The sequence below is a fragment of the Gilliamella sp. Pas-s95 genome (assembly GCF_009795795.1).
GTDB classification, from domain to species: domain Bacteria; phylum Pseudomonadota; class Gammaproteobacteria; order Enterobacterales; family Orbaceae; genus Gilliamella; species Gilliamella bombicola.
On the sequence record NZ_WTFC01000002.1, the window covers coordinates 57331 to 79512 of the forward strand.

Here is a 22182-nt window from a genome sequence, read left to right on the forward strand (position 1 = left end):
AAAAGACCTGTACATTGATTGATTTTATTGTCAATTGATTTAACATGATATCATATTATTTAAATAGCAATTGATTCACTTAGGATATATTTATGCCATCAATTCCTGCACTTGAGCTAATATCACTCAAAAAAATTTATAAAAATGGTATAGAAGCATTAAAAGGTATCGATTTAACTGTACAAGCTGGTGATTTTTATGCCTTGTTGGGACCTAATGGTGCGGGGAAGTCAACAACTATAGGCATTATTAGCTCATTAGTCACCAAAACAGCGGGACAAGTTAAAATTTTTGGTTATGATTTAGATACAGATGTTGTCAATGCTAAAAGACAATTAGGGCTTGTTCCACAAGAATTTAATTTTAATCAATTTGAAGAAGTGCTACAAATAGTTACTAATCAAGGTGGTTATTATGGATTGCCCCGAAAATTTGCATTAGAGCGTGCTGAAAAATATTTGCGAATTTTAGATTTATGGGACAAACGCCATAGTCGAGCTAGCATGTTATCCGGTGGTATGAAAAGGCGATTAATGATAGCAAGAGCGCTTGTGCATGAGCCTAAATTATTGATTCTTGATGAACCAACTGCAGGTGTTGATATTGAATTACGCCGTTCTATGTGGGATTTTTTGCGTGAAATCAATCGGCAAGGTATCACAATTATTCTAACCACCCATTATTTAGAAGAAGCCGAAATGCTATGTCGAAATATTGGTATCATTCAGCATGGTCAATTGATAGCTAACTCATCCATGCGTGATCTATTGGCGAAAAGCCAATCTGAAACAATTGTTATTGATTATGTCCCTACATCTGAGCCAATTAAATTACAAGGATACAATTATTCTGATGTGGAGCCCGGCATGTTAGAAGTGCAAGTAGATAAGCAACATGGATTAAACCAATTATTTGAACAATTAAATCAACAAAATATTAAAGTGATCAGCGTACGAAATAAAGCAAATCGATTAGAAGAGTTATTTGTTGATCTGTTGCATAATGATACCCAACGAAAAGGTAGTATTGATGAATAATTTATATTGGATTGCCTTAAAAAGTATTTGGCGTAAAGAAGTGACACGATTTTTAAGAATTTGGGTTCAAACGCTAATTCCACCCGTTATTACCATGTCTCTTTATTTTATTATCTTTGGTAATTTAATTGGCTCTCGTGTTGGTGAGATGGGGGGATTTAGCTATATGGCATTTATTGTGCCGGGATTAATTATGATGTCAGTTATTACCAATTCTTATACCAATGTTTGTTCATCCTTTTTTAGCGCTAAATTTCAACGTAACATTGAAGAGTTATTGGTCGCACCTGTACCAACGCATATTCTTATTTTGGGGTATGTTGGTGGTGGCGTTATGCGTGGTATTTTAACTGGTATTTTAGTGACTATTGTGTCACTATTTTTTGTTCGTTATGAAGTTCATTCTTGGTTATTTGTTGTTTGTACATTGCTATTGACCTCAATTCTGTTTTCATTAGCTGGCTTATTAAATGCGGTATTTGCCAAGTCATTTGATGATATAAGCATTATTCCAACATTTGTATTAACACCATTAACTTATCTTGGTGGTGTTTTTTATTCCATTACTATGTTGCCAGACTTTTGGCAGTGGATTTCAAAAATTAATCCAATCGTTTATATGATTAACGGTTTTCGTTATGGATTTTTGGGCGTGACAGACGTGCCATTAGGGATCACGTTTTCAATACTGATTTTGTTTGTTACCGGACTATATGTAATTGCATGGCGACTTATTGAAAGTGGGCGAGGATTGAGAAGTTAATAAGGATAGACGACGAGTAGTTTTACCGCCGATATGATATCGGCGGAATAATAACAGTTATTTTGCACCAGCAACAGCTTCTTTTGCCATTTCCGTAATTTTAGCAAAATCCCCTTTTGCAATTGCATCGGTTGGAATAAACCAAGTACCACCGACGCAAAGTACATTATCAAGTGCAAGGTAATCGCGATAGTTTTTAGGGTTTACTCCTCCTGTTGGACAGAACTTCATATATCCACAAGGGCCAGCAAAAGCTTTTAATGCTGCAACGCCACCATTGATTTCAGCTGGAAAGAATTTTAGTGCCGTTAGACCATATTCTTGTGCTGTTAATAGTTCAGAAATAGTTGCAATACCTGGGATAACAGGAATAGGACCTTCAACTGCAGCTTTTAAAATAGCGTCAGTAATACCAGGAGTGATGACAAATTCAACACCAGCTTCGGTGACTTGTTTTAATTGTTCAACAGTTGTCACTGTTCCGGCACCAACCACAGCTTCAGGAACTTCTTTGATGATTTTCTTTATTGCATCAATTGCGCAAGCTGTTCGTAACGTCACTTCCAATACTTTAACGCCACCAGCAATGAGCGCTTTGGCTAGCGGTACAGCATCTTCAATACGTTCAATCACAATAACCGGAACAACAGGTCCCATGGTTAAAATCTCTTCAGCGCTTTTTTCCCAATTTTTCATTTATATCTACCCATTCCTTATTGATACTTAAATATAGCAATAATCCCTAATAGATAGGGATTATTTTGTTACTCATAAATGCCTAATTTCTTTTCTAAATAATGAATGTTAGTGCCACCTTTTTGGAAGCCTTCATCATTCATGATTTCAATATGAAGATCAATATTGGTTTTGATTCCATCAATCACTAGCTCTGCTAAGGCATTTTTCATCCGTGCAATGGCAACTTCGCGTGTTTCACCATAAGCAATTAATTTTCCAATCATTGAGTCATAGTAAGGTGGGACAGTATAACCTGCATAAATATGTGACTCCCAACGAATACCAAAGCCACCTGGCGCATGAAAACGGGTAATTTTTCCTGGTGATGGCATAAAGGTTTTGGGATCTTCAGCATTAATTCGGCATTCAATCGCATGGCCTTTGATTTCAATGTCGCTTTGTTTAATTGACAGTGGTTTGCCGGCGGCGATCAAAATTTGTTCTCTTATTAAATCAACACCAGTTATCATTTCGGTAACCGGATGCTCTACTTGAATACGAGTGTTCATTTCAATGAAATAAAACTCACCGTTTTCAAATAAGAATTCAAATGTACCTGCACCACGATAGCCAATTTCAATACATGCATTAACGCAACGTTCACCAATAAATTTACGCATTTTAGGTGTGATTCCGAGTGCTGGTGCTTCTTCCACAACTTTTTGATGACGTCTTTGCATTGAGCAATCTCGCTCACCTAAATAAACAGCATGTCCCTGACCATCAGAAAGCACTTGAATTTCGATATGACGTGGGTTTTCTAGGAATTTTTCCATATAAACCATATCATTATTGAAAGCTGTTTTTGCTTCTAATTTGGTCATTTTGATGGATTGTTCAAGATCTTTTTCTTCCCGAACAATACGCATACCGCGACCACCTCCGCCACCAGAAGCTTTAATAATTACAGGATAGCCAATTTGTTTAGCGATTTGTTTATTAGTTTCAATATCACTACCAAGCGGCCCATCTGAACCCGGTACACAAGGCACACCAGCTTTTTTCATGGCATGAATTGCTGATACTTTATCGCCCATTAGACGAATTGTGTCGGGTTTTGGACCAATAAAAATAAAGCCTGATCGCTCAACTTGTTCAGCAAAGTCTGCATTTTCAGATAAGAATCCATATCCTGGGTGAATAGCAGCAGCACCAGTTACTTCAGCAGCTGAAATTAATGCTGGTACATTAAGGTAACTTTTTACTGAAGCTGCTGAGCCAATACAAACAGTTTCATCTGCTAATAATACATGTTTTAAATCTTTATCTGCTGTAGAATGAACTGCAACAGTTTTAATCCCAAGTTCTTTACATGCTCGTAATATACGTAGAGCTATTTCTCCACGATTCGCAATAAGAATTTTATCAAGCATATTCTATCTCTTAATCGTATAGTCAATAATAAATTCAGGTTATTCAATAATGAATAGAGGCTGATCAAATTCAACTGGTTGACCATTTTCAACCAAGATAGCTTTTATAGTACCAGCCTTTTCTGACTCAATTTGGTTCATCATTTTCATCGCTTCAACGATGCAAAGTACATCACCAATATTTACTGTTTGACCAACTTCAACAAAAGCTTTTGATTCTGGGCTTGGTGTGCGATAAAAAGTTCCAACCATTGGAGATTTTATTGTTGCACCATCATTTGCAACAGTATCTGTTACAACTTCTGTTTGAACTGTTGGAGCCACAACGACGGGTGCCGGTTGAGGAATTTGAATGTTTTGTACTGGCGCCGAATAGTTTGTAGTAGGAGCTGAGCGACTAATTCTAACTGATTCTTCGCCTTCAGAAATTTCAAGTTCAGAAATACCTGACTCTTCAACTAATTCAATTAATTTTTTAATTTTGCGTATATCCATGAATTACACCGTGTTTATTTGATATAAGTAACAATGATTTTAATGCATCCTTATCATCGACAAAAGCTATCTTGTAGTTGATAATAAGGTAGTAACTCAACATTTACGCGGAAGAATACACTGTAAAACAGAATTTGTCATTATATATCTCCTTTACAAACACTTGTTATACTATTTTCTAGGTATTATTTTATAATTGCGATACAATAGTAAGCGTAAATTACTATTGAGGTTGGCTATGGTTTAAAAGGGGTAAATAATATTTTATTTAGCTTAACTAAAGTTAAAATATATATTTTTTGATTCCATGGTTTGTTTTTAAAAACAAAAATATACTTAAGCAAGATTAATTCTAGGAAGAGTTTTTATTATGTTCAAAAAAGTTCGTGGCTTGTTTTCAAATGATTTATCGATCGATTTAGGTACAGCAAACACACTTATTTATGTAAAAGGACAAGGTATTGTATTAAACGAACCTTCAGTTGTAGCGATTCGCCAAGATCATCGCACTGGCACACCGAAAAGTGTTGCTGCTGTCGGGCATGCTGCGAAACTGATGTTAGGGAGAACACCTGGTAATATTGCAGCTATTAGACCAATGAAGGATGGTGTTATTGCCGATTTTTCTGTCACAGAAAAGATGTTACAGTATTTTATTCGTCAAGTTCATAGTCATAGCTTTTTAAGGCCAAGCCCGCGTGTGCTTGTTTGTGTTCCTGTTGGTGCTACACAAGTTGAACGTCGTGCTATTCGTGAGTCAGCATTAGGAGCAGGTGCTCGTGAAGTATATTTAATTGAAGAGCCAATGGCCGCTGCTATAGGCGCTGATTTACCTGTCTCTGCACCAACGGGTTCAATGGTTGTTGATATCGGTGGTGGAACGACAGAAGTCGCTGTTATTTCATTAAATGGTGTTGTTTATTCTGCATCTGCACGTATTGGTGGTGACCGATTTGATGAAGCGATTATTAACTATGTTCGTCGTAATTATGGCGCATTAATTGGTGAAGCAACAGCCGAAAAAATTAAACATTTTATTGGTAGTGCGTATCCTGGAGATGAAGTCCTTGAAATCGAAGTTCGTGGACGTAACCTTGCCGAAGGGGTGCCTCGTAGTTTTACTTTAAATTCTAATGAAATTTTAGAGGCGCTACAAGAACCTTTAAGTGGCATAGTCAGTGCAGTTAAAGTGGCGTTAGAGCAATGTCCTCCAGAACTTGCTTCTGATATTTCAGAGCATGGTATGGTTTTAACAGGCGGTGGAGCTTTATTACGTAATATTGATAAATTATTATCGGCTGAAACTGGTATTCATGTTGTAGTGGCTGAAGATCCATTAACATGTGTTGCGCGAGGTGGTGGAAAAGCGCTAGATATGGTTGACATGCATGGTGGCGATCTATTTAGTGAAGAGTAATTGCTACCTTAATCGTTGCTGAATTTCATGTTAATGAAACGATTAGTAAGTAAACATCTCATATTTTATCCGCCGACATTGTCGGCGGAGTCGTATCTTAAAATAATTAGATCTTGAGCATAAAACAGGTAAGTACTGGATAATGAAATTACTCTTTTCTAAACGTTCTCCTCTCAGTGTACAATTATTTACTTTTTTAGCATTAGCTTTAGTACTAATTGTATTAGATGTCAATTATCGCCCATTTAAAGAAATTCGCTATTATTTAGATACTATCATTTCGCCTCTTTATCATGTGTCGAATGCGCCAATGTCTTCATTTGATTCTCTTTACGAGATGTCAAAAACACGAGAAATCTTGATCAGTGAAAAAGAAAAATTGCATGCAGAATTGTTGCAGCAAAAAAATGATTTATTGTTGCTTGAACATTTAAAACATGAAAACACTAGGCTTCGTGAATTACTTGGTTCTCCATTAAGACCTGATGAGCATAAAATGGCTGCACAAGTATTGCTTGCAGATACAGATCCTTATGTTTATCAATTTGTTGTAAATAAAGGTAAACAAGATGGTGTTTATGTCGGCCAGCCAGTAGTTGATGAAAAAGGAATAGTCGGACAAATTTATGAAACTGCTCAATCAACTAGTCGAGCTATTTTAGTATGTGATTATCAGCATGCAATACCAGTACAAGTACTAAGAAATGATATTGGTATGATTGCTGTGGGTAACGGATGTAGTAATGATTTAACATTAGAGTTTTTGCCTAATAATGTTGATATAAAAGTAGGGGATGTTTTAGTTACTTCAGGACTTGATGGTCGTTTTCCAGAAGGCTACCCGGTAGCAATAGTAAGTTCAGTAAAGCTTGATATTACTGATTCAACTCCAATTATTTCGGCTACACCAACAGCAGATTTAAAACGTTTGCGCTATTTATTGTTATTGTGGGGAAATCAAGGGGTAAAACATGAGGGGTCGTAATCGGATATTGATTATTTGGATAACGCTATTAATTGGCTTATGTTTGCAAATTATTCCATGGTCACCGTCATATAGCATGTTTAAACCGCATCTGCTGATTCTTATTTTTGCTTATTGGTTAATTGCTCTTCCTCATCGAGTTGGAATTGGTACTGCTTTCATCTTTGGAGTTGTAATAGATCTGTGTTCCGGTTCAATCTTGGGGATACATGCTTTTATTTATTCATGTATTGCTTATTTACTTGTTTTTAAATTCCAATTGATACGTAATTTAGCTTTATGGCAGCAGTCATTTATTATTTTTGGCATTTCGGTGTGCTACAATTTACTCGTGTTTTTATTTCAAGTTAGTATTTATCATACTATAACAATATCACCATTGATTTTACTATCAAGCTGTATTGATGGCTTATTATGGGTTGTTATCTATCTATTTTTGCGATTAATAAGACGAAGCTTTGCCATCAATTAAAAGGGAATTTTATGTCTGTTGAATTATTAATGAATGTAACGCCATCTGAAACGAGAGTTGCTTATATTGAAGATGGTGTATTACAAGAAATCCATGTGGATCGTGAATCTAGAAGAGGTATTGTTGGAAATATCTACAAAGGCAAAGTGATCCGTATTTTACCTGGTATGCAGGCTGCTTTTGTAGACATTGGGCTTGAGAAAGCGGCTTTTCTGCATGCATCAGACATTATGCCTCATACTGAATGTGTATCTGATACTGAACAAGAACAATTTCAAGTAAAAGATATCTCTGAACTTGTTCGTCAAGGACAGGACTTAATGGTGCAAGTAGTGAAAGATCCACTCGGAACCAAAGGAGCTAGACTGACAACCGACATTACTTTGCCATCGCGTTATTTAGTATTAATGCCTGGACCAAATTCTGCACATGTGGCAACTTCGCAACGCATAGAAAGTGAACAAGAACGGGAAAGATTAAAAAATATTGTTCAGCAATATGTGACAGACGAAGGCGGTTTTATTGTTAGAACGGCAGCCGAAGGTGCGAACGCTCATGAGTTAGAGCAAGATGCCAATTTTTTAAAACGACTTTGGACTAAGATTCAACAGCGTATGGCTCGTCCGGTAAGTAAAAATCTAGTTTATGGTGAATTGGCATTATCACAGCGTGTATTACGTGATTTTGTGGGCGATCCAATTGAACGAATTTTGGTAGACTCAAAATTAACTTATGATTTATTGGTTGAGTTTACGCAAGAATTTATGCCCGAAGTGACCAGTAAATTATCGCATTATCGAGGTAATATTCCGATTTTCGATCTTTATGATACCGAAAACGAGATTCAAAGAGCATTAGATCGTAAAGTCAAATTGAAATCTGGCGGATATTTGATTATTGATCAAACCGAAGCTATGACAACAATTGATATTAACACTGGTGCATTTGTTGGTCATCGTAATTTAGAGGAAACTATTTTTAATACCAATATTGAGGCCACAATCGCAATTGCTCGACAATTGCGATTGCGTAATTTGGGCGGTATTATTATTATCGATTTTATTGATATGCAAGAGGATTTGCATCGTGAGCGAGTATTACAATCGCTCCAAGATTTTTTATCTAAAGATAGAGCTAGAACTACCGTTAATCTATTTTCTACCTTAGGCTTAGTAGAAATGACACGCAAACGAACACGCGAAAGTATCGGGCATATTTTGTGCGAGGAATGTCCCGCATGTAAAGGCCGTGGTATGGTCAAATCAGTAGAAACAGTTTGCAACGAAATTTTACGCGAAATAGTTCGTGTTTATAAAGCACACCACTCAGAGTATTTTCTGGTTTATGCATCGGCTGCTGTGGCTAATGCTTTAACTAATGATGAGTCTCACGCTTTAGCTGAAGTCGAGGTTTTTGTGGGTAAGCGTGTTGAAGTAAAGATTGAACCACTTTATATTCAAGAGCAATACGATGTAGTATTAATGTAATAATCACATGTTTGATTATAAAATATTGAAAGAAAAAATATTATGATCAAATATTTATAAATGATCATCAAAAAAACTTGCATCCACAATTAAAATTTAAGGAATTTATGACACTAACTCAAGTGAGTGAACGATTGCTCAATCCAAATAATCTAAGCCAACAAGATCTTTTGTATTTACTTGATATGCTAAGTTCAAGGCAAATTGATTTTGGTGATTTGTATTTTTTATCTGGCTATTATGAAAGCTGGTTAATTGAAGACGGTATTATAAAAAATGCTTCATTCCATCGAGATCAAGGTGTTGGAGTTAGAGCTATTGTTGGTGAAAAAACGGGATTTGCTTATACTGATCAGCTTTCATTAGCTCGTTTAGAACAAAGTGTATTAGCAGCAAGTTCAATCACTACACTACAAACATCCATCGCGGTGACTCCATTTAGAACTACTCAAACAGTGTCAATATATCCATCAATCAATCCGATTAATTCGTTTTCTCAAGAGCAAAAAATTTCGCTGTTGCAACATGTTGATCAATTAGCTCGTTCAATTGATCCTAGAGTTATTGAAGTATCTGCTAGTTTAACTGGAAGTTATGAAGATATTTTAATCGCGGCAACAGACGGTACATTATGTGCCGATATTCGCCCTTTAGTTCGTTTATCTGTTTCTGTTTTAGTTGAAAAAGAAGGCAAACGTGAACGTGGCAGTAGTGGCGGTGGTGGGAGATTTGGGTATGAATATTTCCTAACAATCAATCCTAAAACATCAGAAAGTTATGCTGATAGTTACACTCGAGAAGCCGTACGCCAAGCGCTCGTGTCCCTTTCAGCAAAAGCAGCACCTGCTGGAACGATGCCTGTTATTTTAGGTGCTGGTTGGCCTGGTGTATTGTTACATGAAGCTGTAGGGCATGGATTAGAAGGTGATTTTAACCGTAAAAATAGTTCAGTGTTTTCCAGAAAAATTGGTGAAAAGGTTACCTCAGAATTTTGTACCATTGTCGATGATGGTACCATCGAAAATCGCCGAGGATCACTCTCTATAGATGATGAAGGTACACCAAGCCAAAAGACAGTCCTTATAGAAAATGGTATCCTAAAAGGATATATGTTTGATAAACTCAACGCAAAATTGATGAATACAAATTCAACGGGCAACGGGCGTCGTGAGGGGTATGCTTGCCTACCTATGCCAAGAATGACAAACACCTATATGCTGGCGGGAAATTCCTCCTTTGACGATATTATTAGTAGCGTTGATTATGGGCTTTATGCACCTAATTTTGCTGGTGGGCAAGTTGATATAACTTCCGGTAAGTTTGTTTTTTCAGCCTCAGAGGCTTATTTGATTGAAAAGGGTAAAATAACAACGCCGGTAAAAGGTGCAACACTAATTGGTTCAGGTATTGAAACCATGCAACAAGTATCTATGGTGGGTAATGATCTAGAACTAGATTCAGGTGTTGGCGTTTGTGGTAAAGCTGGTCAAAGTGTTCCTGTTGGCGTTGGGCAACCTACTTTGAAAGTGAATAATTTGACCGTTGGCGGTACTATTAACCACTAATAACGATACATCAATAGGATTTCAAAATAGATGGAAACAATAATTACACTTTATCATGCATTTATTAATTTGGATATTACAACGCTCTCAAATCCTAATGTACTATGGACTCTATATGGCATGTTGTTTGTTATTATCCTTTTAGAAAATGGAGTCTTACCAGCAGCTTTTTTACCTGGAGACAGCTTATTATTCTTAACAGGTGTATTAATTAGTCAAAATGTATTTCATTTTGGTTTAATTAATCTTATTTTGATTGCTGGTGCAGCTTTAGGAACTTGGTTAGGTTATGCACAAGGTTTGTGGCTTGGTAATACCAAGCTTGTACAAGGTTGGATGGCACACATACCGGAAAAGTATCATCATAAATCAGAACTATTATTCCATAAGTATGGATTACAAGCGTTATTTATTGGGCGATTTATTGCTTTTGTACGTACATTATTACCAATGATGGCAGGGTTATCGGGACTACATAGTCGGAAATTCCATATCTATAATCTAATCAGTGCGACATTATGGATCTTTTTGATTGTGACATTAGGTTATTTATTTGGATTATCGCCAATTTTCAAAGAATACGAAAAACAGATTATGTATATTCTGATGCTAATACCTGTTTTTTTATTAGTATTAGGATTGATATTTTCAATTTATCTTGCTGTTAAACGCTCATTAAGTAATAAAAAGCAATTTAAATCTAAAGCTATATCAAAAAATAATAAAAAGAATAATAAGTAGAAAGTGAAATTAACCGATAAGCCGGGTTCTGTCGTGGACAATCATTCCTCTAGGCTAATACTCACGTATTAGCTCAAGCAGTCTACCCGGATTCAACGCGGGCCACGCCAATGAATCCCTATTTGACCTTGCTCCGAGTGGAGTTTACCATGCCACAACTGTTACCAGTTGCGCGGTGCGCTCTTACCGCACCCTTTCACCCTTACCTGATCTTATATAATAAGCCATTGGCGGTATACTCTCTGTTGCACTAGTCGTGAATGTTTGCTCTCGCAAAACATCCCCCAGGCGTTACCTGGCACTCTGCCCTATGGAGCCCGGACTTTCCTCCCCTTCGTTTATCCCCTCTAATAAAGAACAACAAAGCAGCGATTGTCTGGTTAATTTCGTTGACAAGTATAACTTAAAGCACAATTTTGTCCAGCACTGTATGGGCATTAAAGAATAGATGAATGATGTTTAAACGTTTTTAATGTAAATAGAATTAGATAATAAAGATTAGACATAAAATGAAAAGCACATCTTGATGATGTGCTATAAAATAATATTACTTTAATTTAATTACCATTTTTTCTGTTTTTGATTTTCGTCATAATTAAACCAAGTTACAACGCCTTTAGAAATAATAATATCTAGCTTTCCTTCAAGGATATTGTATTGTGTTTCACCAATTAACATATGACTGGTTGAGCTTTTTTTAGTGTATTGGTATGTCCACTGTGTTTCATTATTATTAAGGATTTTTTTAGTTGTAGGTTCTCCAAATATAGATAAAATTTGAGATTCAGTGGATGAACCTTCAACAATTTTGCTTACTTTTTCGTTATTAAGAGGAGAGCCTTGTTCAATAAAATTTTTTTGTGCACATGCGGATAGGGCGAGTATAGAACTTAGAATTATAATAAATTTTTTTATATTTTTCATAGTATAGTTGCCTATTAGGTTATCAAAAATGTGAGTTGATAATATCATATGTTTTATAACGTTCAATATGCAGTAACTAAGATGTGATTAAAAAAGATAATTTGGCTAATTGTTATGTCTTTCTTTTTTGATACAGCATATATATATTTATAATAGTCACAAGATTTTATTTCTATTTTTTAATTCCTCTTAGTTTATAACCATAAGTATCTATGCTATGCTTTTTTAATACTAAGAACAGTAAGTTCAATGTTTGATTGTATATTCTAATATAGAATGTTTTTATAATAGTATTTAGGATGTTATAACAATTATTAATGAACAAAAAAAGATAGTTAGTGTTATTATATAAGCTGCGATATACTTTAAACGCTAGTAAAATTTAGTTGCTATGGGATAGCCAATGGAAAATCAGTTTCAATTAACAAATAGTAAAGAGATTATTGCTTATTTAGCTCAACAATTCCCGAATTGTTTCACCCTTGATGGTGAAGCAAAACCATTAAAGATTGGGATTTTTCAAGATATTATTTCTCGTCTAGACGGTTGTCAAATATTAAGTAAAACTAAACTTCGTATTGCATTACGTTCTTACACAATGAGTTGGCGTTACTTACATAGTATAAAAGAGGGTGCTAATCGTATTGATTTAGATGGCAACCCTAATGAAGTCATTAACCAAGAACAGATGGATCATGCTCAACAGCAATTAAAGGAGAGCAAAGAAAAGGCTAAAGAACGTTTTAAAGAACAAGCAAAAGAAAAACGTAAAACTACTAAACAGCCTTCTAAAAGAGTTAAACCTTTAAATAATGGTGATTTTGTTAAAGTTTTAGTAGGTAATAAACCTATAAAAGTACAAATTATCAATATTGAAAAAGATCATATTAAAGTAAAAATTGGTGCAGGTATGGAATTAACGGTTAAACCTGAATATATTATCAATAAATAGAGAATTTGAATGAATAAATTACTGAAAGGTATTATTACATTTAGCCTTGTTTTGTGTATTTTTGACCAAAACGCTCAGGCAAAAACACAAGCTAAAGAACAGATACCTCTTTTAAAGCAAGATGAGATCCACCAAGTTGTTGCTAGGCGTGTGACAAATTTTTTTACTCAGTCACATTATCGTAATTTTGCTTTAGATGGTGCTTTTTCTTCGAAGATTTTTGATCGCTATTTCAAATTATTAGATAGCAATAAATCTTTATTTATTCAAAGTGATGTTGATAGCTTTCGAAATAAACAAGAATCTTTAGGTCAGGAATTAATTGATGGTAATCTAAAAACGGCTTATGACATCTATAATCTCTTTTTGCAAAAACGTTATAACCGTTATCAATACGCCCTTGAAGTTTTACAAAAACCAATGGATTTTTCTACTAACGATGAAGTTGATTTTAATCGTGAAGAAATTGCGTGGCCTACTTCTGAAACTGAACTCAATGTCTATTGGGATAAACGAGTTAAATATGACGAGTTGAATTTATCTTTATCTGGAAAAAATGAAAAAGAGATCCGAGAAATATTAACTAAACGTTACAATCGTGTTTTAAAAACAGTAATGCAATCAAATAATGAAGATGCCTTTCAAGTATTTATGAATGCATTTGCAAGAGAGATTGACCCTCACACCAGCTACTTAGCGCCACGTAAAAAACGAGATTTTGATTCTGAAATGAGTTTATCCTTTGAAGGTATTGGTGCAACATTAAGTCAGCAAGATGATTATACAGTGATTATGTCTTTTGTAACCGGTGGTCCTGCAGAAAAAAGTAAGCAACTTTCCGTAGGGGATAAAATTATTGGCGTAGGCCAAAGCAATTCTGCAATTGAAGATGTTATTGGTTGGCGTTTAGATGATATTGTCGATAAAATTCGTGGGCCGAAAGGCACTGTCGTGAAGTTAGAAATTTTACCAACGGGTAATAACAGTAAAGCAAAAGTTATCGAACTTACTCGTGATAAAATTCATTTTGAAGATCGTGAAGCAAAATTAAAAATTATTGATAATGAACGTGGTAAAGTAGGTGTTATTGAAATACCGAGTTTCTATATGGGATTAACCGAAAAAGTTGATTCACTCTTATCGAAAGCAAATAAAGAAAATTTGCAAGGGCTGGTTATTGATTTACGAGATAATGGTGGTGGTTCATTAGCCGAAGTTATTTCTTTAACTGGTTTATTTATTGATAGCGGACCGGTTGTTCAGGTGCGTGATAATTTACAAAAAGTCATCACTTATAATGACAAGAATAAAGGTATAGAGTACACAGGTCCGCTTGTTGTAATGATTAACCGTTATAGCGCATCAGCATCAGAAATATTTTCTGCTGCTATGCAAGACTATGGGCGTGCATTAATTGTTGGTGAAACGACTTATGGGAAAGGAACTGTACAAACATCTCGTAACATTTCTTATCCGGTTGATGCAAGATTACATCCAAATTGGCCTGAATTTGGTGGCGCTCAGTACACTATTCAGAAGTTTTATCGTATCAATGGTGGTAGTACTCAATTAAAAGGTGTTGAACCAGACATTGAAATGAATAATGTTAAATATGTTGATGAAACAGGTGAACGATTCTTAGACAATGCTTTGCCTTGGGATAAAATTGCTTCAGCTGATTATTTGACTCTTTTCAATATTAAGCCATTGCTACCTGATTTGGAATCACAACATTTGGCTAGAATTTCAAAAAATACTGAATTTATTTATATTGATGAAGATATTAAAACTTTTAATGACAAAAAAGATCATCAATATATTGTTTCATTGAATAAGCAAAAAAGAGAAGCAGAACAAAAAACTAATGATGAACGTAGTTTAAAAAGAATGAATGAACGTTTAAATAAAGCAGGTTTACCATCGATCACTAAATTAGATGATTTACCTAAAGATTATAAGCAACCCGATGCTTATTTGGATGAGTCTATAGAGATACTTCTTGATTTTGCGCCTAAATATCCAAAAATTAGAGGTAGTAACTCTATTAATGGAGTTATTTCGTTCGATTTGCCAATCGAAAAAGCTAATTAATAAAAAATAATTGGAGATAATGAAATGTGTTCAAATTTAAAATATGCATTGATTACAACTGCCGGGGTGTTAGCTGTTTTGGTAACATTTGGTATCATCGTTTGTATGAATTAAAAAAGCTTGATTAATTATCTTGTGATCATTATAGTATGCAGCCTGCTTGAAAAGGCAGGTGCTAATAATTAGGTGAGGTGTCCGAGTGGTTGAAGGAGCACGCCTGGAAAGTGTGTATACGGCAACGTATCAAGGGTTCGAATCCCTTCCTCACCGCCATAAATAGTTAGTCATTAAAGGGTGGAACATTAGGTTCAACATTGTGATTATAAGCATACTGTCAAGATTACTCTAGCAAAACCCACTGAAGGCAGTCGCCTAAAATGACAAATAACACCTTCCTCTCCTAAAGCATTTGGAGTCATTATGGAAAACTTACGCACAGTTCAGGACTTTATACGCTGGACAGCATCGCAGCTTAATCTATCAGATGTCTTTTTAGGGCATGGTACGGATAATCCTATTGATGAATCTAAACAACTCATTTTGGCAACATTAGGGCTATCGTTGTTTATTCCTACGGAATTTTATTCGGCAAATCTGACTAATGATGAAAAAAATCAACTTTTTGATGTTATTCAAAAACGAATTAAAGATCGTGTACCAACCCCTTATTTAACCAATCAAGCTTGGTTTTGTGGCCATTCTTTTTATGTCGATGAACGTGTATTAATTCCTCGTTCTCCTATTGGTGAACTCATCAATAATCATTTTGAACAGATAATATTTACTGAACCTAAAAATATTTTAGATTTGTGCACAGGCAGTGGTTGTATTGGTATTGCTTGTGCTTATGAGTTTGCTGATGCTCAAGTTGATATCACCGATATTTCATTAGAAGCATTAGATATTGCACAAACAAATATTGAAATGCACGAAATGGATTTTCAAGTTACCCCTATTTTGTCAGATCTATTTAATGATGTGCCTGCAAAACAATATGATCTAATTGTCACAAATCCACCTTACGTTGATAGTGAAGATATGAGTGATTTGCCCGATGAGTTTTTATATGAACCTAAATTAGCATTACAGGCGGGCTTTGATGGTTTAGATTTGGTAAAAAGAATTTTACGAGATGCGATAGATTATTTAACTCCAGAGGGTGTATTAGTCTGCGAAGTTGGCAATAGTTGGATTAGCTTACAACAACAATACCCAGATGTTCCTTTCAATTGGATAGAATTTGAACGTGGTGGTCTGGGCGTATTTTCGATCACCTATAAAGAGCTAGTTCAATATCATGACTGTTTTAAATAAGCTGCTTTCAATAATTGGAATAAATTTATTATGGCTGGAAACTCAATCGGAAAATTATTTAAAGTGACCACATTTGGTGAGTCACACGGCATAGCATTAGGATGTGTTGTCGATGGTGTTCCTCCTGGACTTGCATTAACTGAATCAGATATGCAACATGATCTTGACCGCCGTCGACCGGGTTCATCTCGCTATACTACTCAGCGCCGAGAAGCCGACCAAGTTAAAATTTTATCTGGCGTATTTGAGGGTATGACAACAGGTACAAGTATTGGGTTACTTATTGAAAACACTGACCAACGTTCTCAAGATTATAGCAAAATTAAAGATATCTTTAGACCGAGTCATGCCGATTATACATATCAAAATAAATATGGCATACGTGATTATCGTGGAGGTGGTCGCTCTTCTGCTCGTGAAACTGCTATGCGCGTTGCCGCTGGTGCGATTGCCAAAAAATATCTACAAGAAAAGCTTGGCATAACTATTCGTGGTTATTTGGCTCAGATGGGCGATGTAAAATGTGAATTAAAAGACTGGCAACAAGTTGAACAAAATCCATTTTTTTGTGCTGATGAAAGTAAATTAGAGGCGCTTGATCAGTTACTCAGAATATTGAAAAAAGAAGGGGATTCAATTGGGGCTAAAGTCTGCATTGTTGCCGAAAATGTTCCTGTAGGACTTGGTGAACCTGTATTTGACAAATTAGATGCTGAACTTGCACATGCGTTAATGAGTATTAATGCAGTGAAAGGTGTTGAAATTGGTGATGGTTATGCGGTTGTCAATAAACGAGGCAGTGAAAATCGAGATGAAATAACTAAGCAAGGTTTTTTATCTAACCATGCTGGTGGTATTTTAGGAGGGATTAGCTCAGGACAAACGATATTAGCCAGTATTGCCTTAAAGCCAACACCCAGTATTGAAATTGCAGGGCAATCAATCAATATTCATGGCGAAACCGTTGAAGTATCGACCCATGGTCGACATGATCCATGTGTAGGAATACGAGCCGTGCCCATTGCTGAAGCGATGGTTGCTATTGTGCTAATGGATCATTATCTTCGCTATCGCGCTCAATGTAATGATGTCAATTCGCTATGAGTTATGAGTTACTTATCTTACTGTTTATTATTGCTACTTTAGCAGGTTTTATTGATTCAATTGCCGGTGGCGGAGGTCTATTAACTGTGCCGGCTTTACTTGCTGTTGGACTGCCGCCAGCCAGTGCCTTGGCAACCAATAAATTACAAAGCTGTGGTGGTTCATTTTCAGCTAGTTTATATTTTATTCGTCAGCATATGGTGGATTTAAAACAGCAAAAATGGGCAATCGTGTTTGCATTTATTGGTTCGGCAGTTGGCACGTTACTGGTTATGCATATCCAAGCTGATTTTTTAAAGCTATTACTACCTATTTTAACCATTGGCGTGGGACTTTATTTTTTGCTTTCTCCAACCATTGGTGAAAACGATCGTAAAAGTCGCTTTTCAGTTATCCAATTTGCACTGATACCAGCTTTGGCAATTGGTTTTTATGATGGATTTTTTGGGCCAGGCGCGGGTTCATTTTATGCGTTAGCCTATATTACACTGGCAGGTTTTAATTTAACTAAAGCCACAGCACATACCAAAGTGTTAAACTTCACTTCAAATTTAGCCGGTTTACTGTTTTTTATTATTGGTGGCGAAGTGATATGGTCAATTGGACTTGTCATGTTAGTTGGTCAATTTATAGGTGCAAGACTTGGCGCTAAGATGGTCATTGCTAAAGGTCGCAAATTAATCAGACCAATGCTAATTACTGTTTCAACGCTTATGAGTATAAAATTAATTTACGAAAACTTCTTTTAATTGCCCACTATTTTAATCATTAATATTTGTTTTTCATCACTATTTTATAGCGCAACAAAATCGTTGTAAAAAACTTTCAGGAAAGCATGTGTTTGAGTATAAAAACGATAACAATTATTTACTTCACTTAAATATGATTTAGTATATATTTGTGTTAAGCAAGATAGTTTGTGTTAAGACATTAACTGATATTATGAAACTTCAACAACTACGTTATATTTTAGAAATTGCACGTTCAGGCTCAATTAATGAGGCAGCTAAAAATTTGTATATTACACAACCGAGTTTATCAACGGCGGTAAAGGATTTAGAAGCTGAATTTGGAATTGAAATTTTTGTGCGTACTTCTAAAGGTGTTTCACTTTCTACCGATGGTGTTGAGTTTTTAGGTTATGCTAAACAAGTTTTAGACCAAGCTGAACTATTGGAACAACACTATTCTAAAAAAGAACCATCTAAACAGTTATGTAGCATATCAACGCAACATTATGCTTTTGCGGTTAATGCCTTTGTTAATCTAATTAAAAAAAATAATACTGACGAATACGAGTTTACACTCAGAGAAACAAGAACATACGATATTATTACCGATGTCGCAAATTTACGCAGTGAAGTTGGTATTTTATATTTGACTGATTTTAACCAAAAGGTAATTTTGCGACTACTGAAAGAACATCGATTGACCTTTAATCCACTTTTTGAAGCGCATCCTCATGTATTTATTAGTACTCATCATCCATTAGCGGAAATGAAGTCATTAACGTTAGATGATTTAGAGGATTATCCTTATCTCTCTTTTGAGCAGGGTGAATATAACTCATTTTATTTTTCCGAAGAGATTTTAAGTACGGTTTATCATAAAAAAAGTATTCATGTCAGTGATAGGGCAACTTTGTTTAATCTATTGCATGGACTTAGCGGTTATACCATAAGTACAGGGGTTTTAAGTACCGATTTAAATGGATCTGATATTTTATCAATACCGTTAGATGTAGATGAAAAAATTCTAATCGGTTGGATCACATCCCAAAAAGCTCAATTAAGTCTATCTGCTCAAAATTATATTGAGGCGCTTAAAAAACTTATTCAAGATGAGTATGGTTTTGAACTCAAGTAGAACTTGCCGTTAACTAAACAAATCAAATTGCTATTTTAATAAATTTCAGTATAATTGGACAATTCATATTTTTATAGTATGAATACTGAGGGATGTCTGAATTAGAGATCGGTCATTCCATATTTAATGTTAATTTTAAGAGGTTTATTATGTCTCTAACTGTAGAAACTAAAGCGAAAATCGTTGCTGAATATGGTCGTGGTACTAACGATACCGGTTCAACTGAAGTTCAAGTTGCTCTTTTAACTGCACGTATTAATGATTTACAAGGTCATTTTTCTGAGCATAAAAAAGATCACCATAGTCGCCGTGGTTTGTTACGCATGGTGTCTAGCCGTCGTAAATTATTAGATTACTTACGTCGTAAAGATATTGAACGTTATAACCAACTGATTAAAAAACTAGGTTTGCGTCGCTAATTATTATCTACTTGAAAAGAGGCTTAGGCCTCTTTTTCGTTGTGAAAAATTGATACTCTGATATAATACAGAGCTCAAAAAAAATTAATATTTTATGTAAGTCAACAAAGTAAAGATTGTATCTCATGTTTCGCGCGACTAATGAGAGCTCTATAGTTTATAGATTTGTCATTAGTCGTGACAGTGAAATAATCTTTTTGTTGAATATATCCCCACATTGTTGAAGAGAGTATCAATAAGCGTAGTGTAGAACTGCGTCCTGTCGAAATATCAAACTTCAACATAACAAATAACAAGAGGACATTATTTTGTTTAATCCGACATATCAAAAATTTCAATATGGTCGTCATACTGTGACTTTAGAAACCGGTATTATGGCTCGTCAAGCAACTTCAGCTGTTATGGTTAATATGGATGATACTGCTGTATTTGTTACAGTTGTTGCTAATAAAAAAGTAAAAGAAGGCCAAGATTTTTTTCCGTTAACGGTTAATTACCAAGAACGTACTTATGCTGCAGGGCGTATTCCTGGAGGATTTTTTAAACGCGAAGGGCGTCCAAGTGAAGGCGAAACTCTAATTGCACGTTTAATTGACCGTCCACTTCGTCCATTATTTCCAGAAGGATTTGTTAATGAAATCCAAATTATTGCAACAGTTGTTTCCGTTAATCCTGATGTGAGCCCAGACTTAGTTGCTATGATCGGTGCTTCTGCTGCGCTTTGCTTATCTGGTGTACCATTCCATGGGCCTATCGGTGCTGCACGTGTCGGCTTTATCAATGATGAATTTGTCTTAAATCCATCAGTAAAAGAGCTTGCAACGAGTCGCTTAGATTTAGTGGTTGCAGGAACTAAAAGTGCAGTATTGATGGTTGAATCTGAAGCTGATCTACTGACTGAAGATCAAATGTTAGCCGCAGTGGTATTTGGTCATGAACAACAACAAGTTGTTATTGATAATATCAATGAATTTGTAGAAAAAGCCAATTGTGAAAAATGGGATTGGGTAGCGCCAGCTAAAAATGAAGCGCTATATAATACTATCATTGAGCTCGCTAAAGATCGCCTAGGAGAGGCTTATCGTATCACTGAAAAACAAGCGCGCTATGCTCAAATTGATTTAATCAAAGAAGAAGTATTAGCAGCACTAAAAGAACAGAATGAAGAATTAGATGAAAATGAAGCTATCAATATCATCGTCGATTTAGAGAGCCAAATTGTTCGTCAACGTGTTATTGCTGGTGAGCCACGTATAGATGGTCGCGAAAAAGATATGATTCGTGCGCTTGATATCCGTACAGGTGTTTTACCACGAACACATGGTAGTGCTTTATTTACTCGTGGAGAAACCCAAGCATTAGTTACTGCAACTTTAGGGACAGAGCGTGATGCTCAGATTATTGATGAATTAACGGGTGAATATACTGAACGTTTTTTACTTCATTACAACTTTCCACCCTATTCTGTTGGTGAAACAGGCATGGTTGGATCACCAAAACGTCGTGAAATTGGTCATGGTCGTTTAGCTAAACGTGGTGTTGCAGCTGTAATGCCAAGTCGTGAAGAATTTCCATACACTGTCCGAGTAGTATCAGAAATTACTGAATCAAATGGCTCATCTTCAATGGCTTCTGTCTGTGGTGCTTCACTTGCACTAATGGATGCTGGCGTGCCAATTAAGTCATCGGTCGCTGGTATTGCAATGGGGTTGGTAAAAGAAGGCGACCAGTTTGTAGTATTGTCAGATATTCTTGGTGATGAAGACCACCTTGGTGATATGGACTTTAAAGTAGCCGGTACGCGCGAAGGTGTTAGCGCATTACAAATGGATATCAAAATTGAAGGTATCACTAAAGAAATTATGCAAGTGGCACTTAACCAAGCGAAAGGTGCACGTTTACACATTTTAGGTGTAATGGAACAAGCAATTAATAAACCTCGTCAAGAAATTTCGGAATTTGCACCACGTATTTATACGATGAATGTAAATCCTGATAAAATCCGCGATATTATCGGTAAAGGTGGTGCAACTATTCGAGCCTTAACCGAAGAAACAGGGACTACTATTGAAATCACTGACGATGGTACAGTTAAGATTGCCGCTTCAGATGGTAATAAAGCGAAAGATGCTATGGCGCGTATTACTAACTTAGTTGCTGATGTCGAAATAGGCAAAATTTATACAGGAAAAGTAACTAGAATCGTTGATTTTGGTGCCTTTGTATCTGTTATTGGTGGGAAAGAAGGACTTGTCCATGTTTCTCAAATTGCTGATCATCGAGTCGAAAAAGTGGCTGATTATCTAAAAGTAGGTCAAGAAGTGAGTGTTAAAGTACTTGAAATTGATCGCCAAGGCAGAATCCGTTTGAGTATGAAAGATGCTGTTGAGCAGACAGTAGACGTTGCTCCAACAGCAGAATAAAAGTATTATTCACTAG

The 22182-nt window shown here is 35.7% G+C and carries 21 protein-coding genes, 1 tRNA gene and 1 other RNA gene; 18 read left to right on the forward strand and 5 right to left on the reverse strand.

All coding sequences use genetic code 11. The annotated features are described in order from the left end of the window. Positions 1-92 precede the first annotated feature (92 nt). Both GQ598_RS00965 and GQ598_RS00970 read left to right on the forward strand, forming a co-directional pair. Positions 93-1037, forward strand: a complete 945-nt coding sequence (locus GQ598_RS00965; RefSeq protein WP_160401952.1) for an ABC transporter ATP-binding protein — start codon at positions 93-95, stop codon at positions 1035-1037. After that, positions 1030-1800: an ABC transporter permease gene (locus GQ598_RS00970; protein ID WP_160401953.1), complete on the forward strand. Its 771-nt coding sequence runs from the start codon at positions 1030-1032 to the stop codon at positions 1798-1800. The genes GQ598_RS00965 and GQ598_RS00970 overlap by 8 nt, the downstream gene beginning before the upstream one ends. Positions 1801-1857: 57 nt before the next feature. Here GQ598_RS00970 and GQ598_RS00975 read toward each other — a convergent pair whose 3' ends face one another. The 3 genes from GQ598_RS00975 to accB form a co-directional block, all read right to left on the reverse strand. Further along, positions 1858-2496, reverse strand: a complete 639-nt coding sequence (locus GQ598_RS00975; RefSeq protein ID WP_160401954.1) for a bifunctional 4-hydroxy-2-oxoglutarate aldolase/2-dehydro-3-deoxy-phosphogluconate aldolase — start codon at positions 2494-2496, stop codon at positions 1858-1860. 68 nt (positions 2497-2564) lie between these two features. Then, the gene (gene accC / locus GQ598_RS00980; RefSeq protein ID WP_160401955.1) at positions 2565-3911 is read right to left on the reverse strand and encodes an acetyl-CoA carboxylase biotin carboxylase subunit; all 1347 of its coding nucleotides are present in this window, start codon (positions 3909-3911) and stop codon (positions 2565-2567) included. A 39-nt stretch (positions 3912-3950) separates the two neighbouring features. Next, the gene (accB, locus tag GQ598_RS00985; protein WP_160401956.1) at positions 3951-4406 is read right to left on the reverse strand and encodes an acetyl-CoA carboxylase biotin carboxyl carrier protein; all 456 of its coding nucleotides are present in this window, start codon (positions 4404-4406) and stop codon (positions 3951-3953) included. Between the two features lie 370 nt (positions 4407-4776). Between accB and GQ598_RS00990 the strand changes: the two genes are divergently transcribed. From GQ598_RS00990 to GQ598_RS01015, 6 genes are all read left to right on the forward strand, one after another. Next, complete coding sequence (locus GQ598_RS00990; RefSeq protein ID WP_091347585.1) at positions 4777-5823, forward strand: rod shape-determining protein; 1047 nt, start codon at positions 4777-4779, stop codon at positions 5821-5823. Positions 5824-5965: 142 nt separating this feature from the next. Continuing rightward, the gene (gene mreC, locus GQ598_RS00995) at positions 5966-6808 is read left to right on the forward strand and encodes a rod shape-determining protein MreC (RefSeq protein ID WP_160401957.1); all 843 of its coding nucleotides are present in this window, start codon (positions 5966-5968) and stop codon (positions 6806-6808) included. Next, positions 6795-7280, forward strand: coding sequence for a rod shape-determining protein MreD (gene mreD, locus GQ598_RS01000; protein WP_160401958.1), 486 nt, complete (start codon positions 6795-6797; stop codon positions 7278-7280). Before mreC ends, mreD begins: the two co-directional genes overlap by 14 nt. 11 nt (positions 7281-7291) lie before the next feature. Further along, entirely contained in the window at positions 7292-8767 is a 1476-nt protein-coding gene (gene rng, locus GQ598_RS01005; RefSeq protein WP_160401959.1) for a ribonuclease G, read from the forward strand. A 107-nt stretch (positions 8768-8874) separates the two neighbouring features. Further along, a complete protein-coding gene (gene tldD / locus GQ598_RS01010) occupies positions 8875-10332 on the forward strand; it encodes a metalloprotease TldD (RefSeq protein ID WP_160401960.1) in 1458 nt (485 codons plus the stop codon). Positions 10333-10362: 30 nt separating this feature from the next. Next, entirely contained in the window at positions 10363-11073 is a 711-nt protein-coding gene (locus tag GQ598_RS01015; protein ID WP_160401961.1) for a DedA family protein, read from the forward strand. A 1-nt stretch (position 11074) separates the two neighbouring features. On the opposite strand, the gene rnpB is transcribed toward GQ598_RS01015, so the two are convergent. After that, positions 11075-11461, reverse strand: an RNA gene (rnpB, locus tag GQ598_RS01020) — RNase P RNA component class A. A gap of 173 nt (positions 11462-11634) precedes the next feature. Further along, entirely contained in the window at positions 11635-11997 is a 363-nt protein-coding gene (gene bamE / locus GQ598_RS01025) for an outer membrane protein assembly factor BamE (RefSeq protein WP_160401962.1), read from the reverse strand. Between the two features lie 403 nt (positions 11998-12400). On the opposite strand from bamE, the gene proQ reads away from it, so the two are divergent. The 10 genes from proQ (at position 12401) to pnp (ending at position 22166) form a co-directional block, all read left to right on the forward strand. Continuing rightward, a complete protein-coding gene (gene proQ / locus GQ598_RS01030; protein WP_160401963.1) occupies positions 12401-12949 on the forward strand; it encodes an RNA chaperone ProQ in 549 nt (182 codons plus the stop codon). A 9-nt stretch (positions 12950-12958) separates the two neighbouring features. Further along, positions 12959-15040: a carboxy terminal-processing peptidase gene (gene prc / locus GQ598_RS01035; protein WP_160401964.1), complete on the forward strand. Its 2082-nt coding sequence runs from the start codon at positions 12959-12961 to the stop codon at positions 15038-15040. Between the two features lie 24 nt (positions 15041-15064). Further along, positions 15065-15154, forward strand: coding sequence for a YnhF family membrane protein (locus GQ598_RS11285; RefSeq protein WP_141683339.1), 90 nt, complete (start codon positions 15065-15067; stop codon positions 15152-15154). A gap of 71 nt (positions 15155-15225) precedes the next feature. Further along, positions 15226-15313, forward strand: a tRNA-Ser gene (locus GQ598_RS01045). 147 nt (positions 15314-15460) lie between these two features. Further along, a complete protein-coding gene (prmB, locus tag GQ598_RS01050) occupies positions 15461-16354 on the forward strand; it encodes a 50S ribosomal protein L3 N(5)-glutamine methyltransferase (protein ID WP_160401965.1) in 894 nt (297 codons plus the stop codon). A gap of 30 nt (positions 16355-16384) precedes the next feature. Beyond that, complete coding sequence (gene aroC / locus GQ598_RS01055) at positions 16385-17458, forward strand: chorismate synthase (protein WP_160401966.1); 1074 nt, start codon at positions 16385-16387, stop codon at positions 17456-17458. Then, on the forward strand, positions 17455-18207 hold the full coding sequence (locus GQ598_RS01060) for a TSUP family transporter (RefSeq protein WP_160401967.1): 753 nt from the start codon (positions 17455-17457) through the stop codon (positions 18205-18207). Before aroC ends, GQ598_RS01060 begins: the two co-directional genes overlap by 4 nt. Positions 18208-18400: 193 nt before the next feature. Further along, positions 18401-19324: a LysR family transcriptional regulator gene (locus GQ598_RS01065; protein WP_160401968.1), complete on the forward strand. Its 924-nt coding sequence runs from the start codon at positions 18401-18403 to the stop codon at positions 19322-19324. A 149-nt stretch (positions 19325-19473) separates the two neighbouring features. Then, positions 19474-19743, forward strand: a complete 270-nt coding sequence (gene rpsO, locus GQ598_RS01070) for a 30S ribosomal protein S15 (RefSeq protein ID WP_085164450.1) — start codon at positions 19474-19476, stop codon at positions 19741-19743. Positions 19744-20051: 308 nt separating this feature from the next. Next, positions 20052-22166 carry a polyribonucleotide nucleotidyltransferase gene (gene pnp, locus GQ598_RS01075; RefSeq protein ID WP_160401969.1) on the forward strand — a complete coding sequence of 705 codons (2115 nt, stop codon included), beginning with the start codon at positions 20052-20054 and terminating at the stop codon, positions 22164-22166. Positions 22167-22182 lie beyond the last annotated feature (16 nt).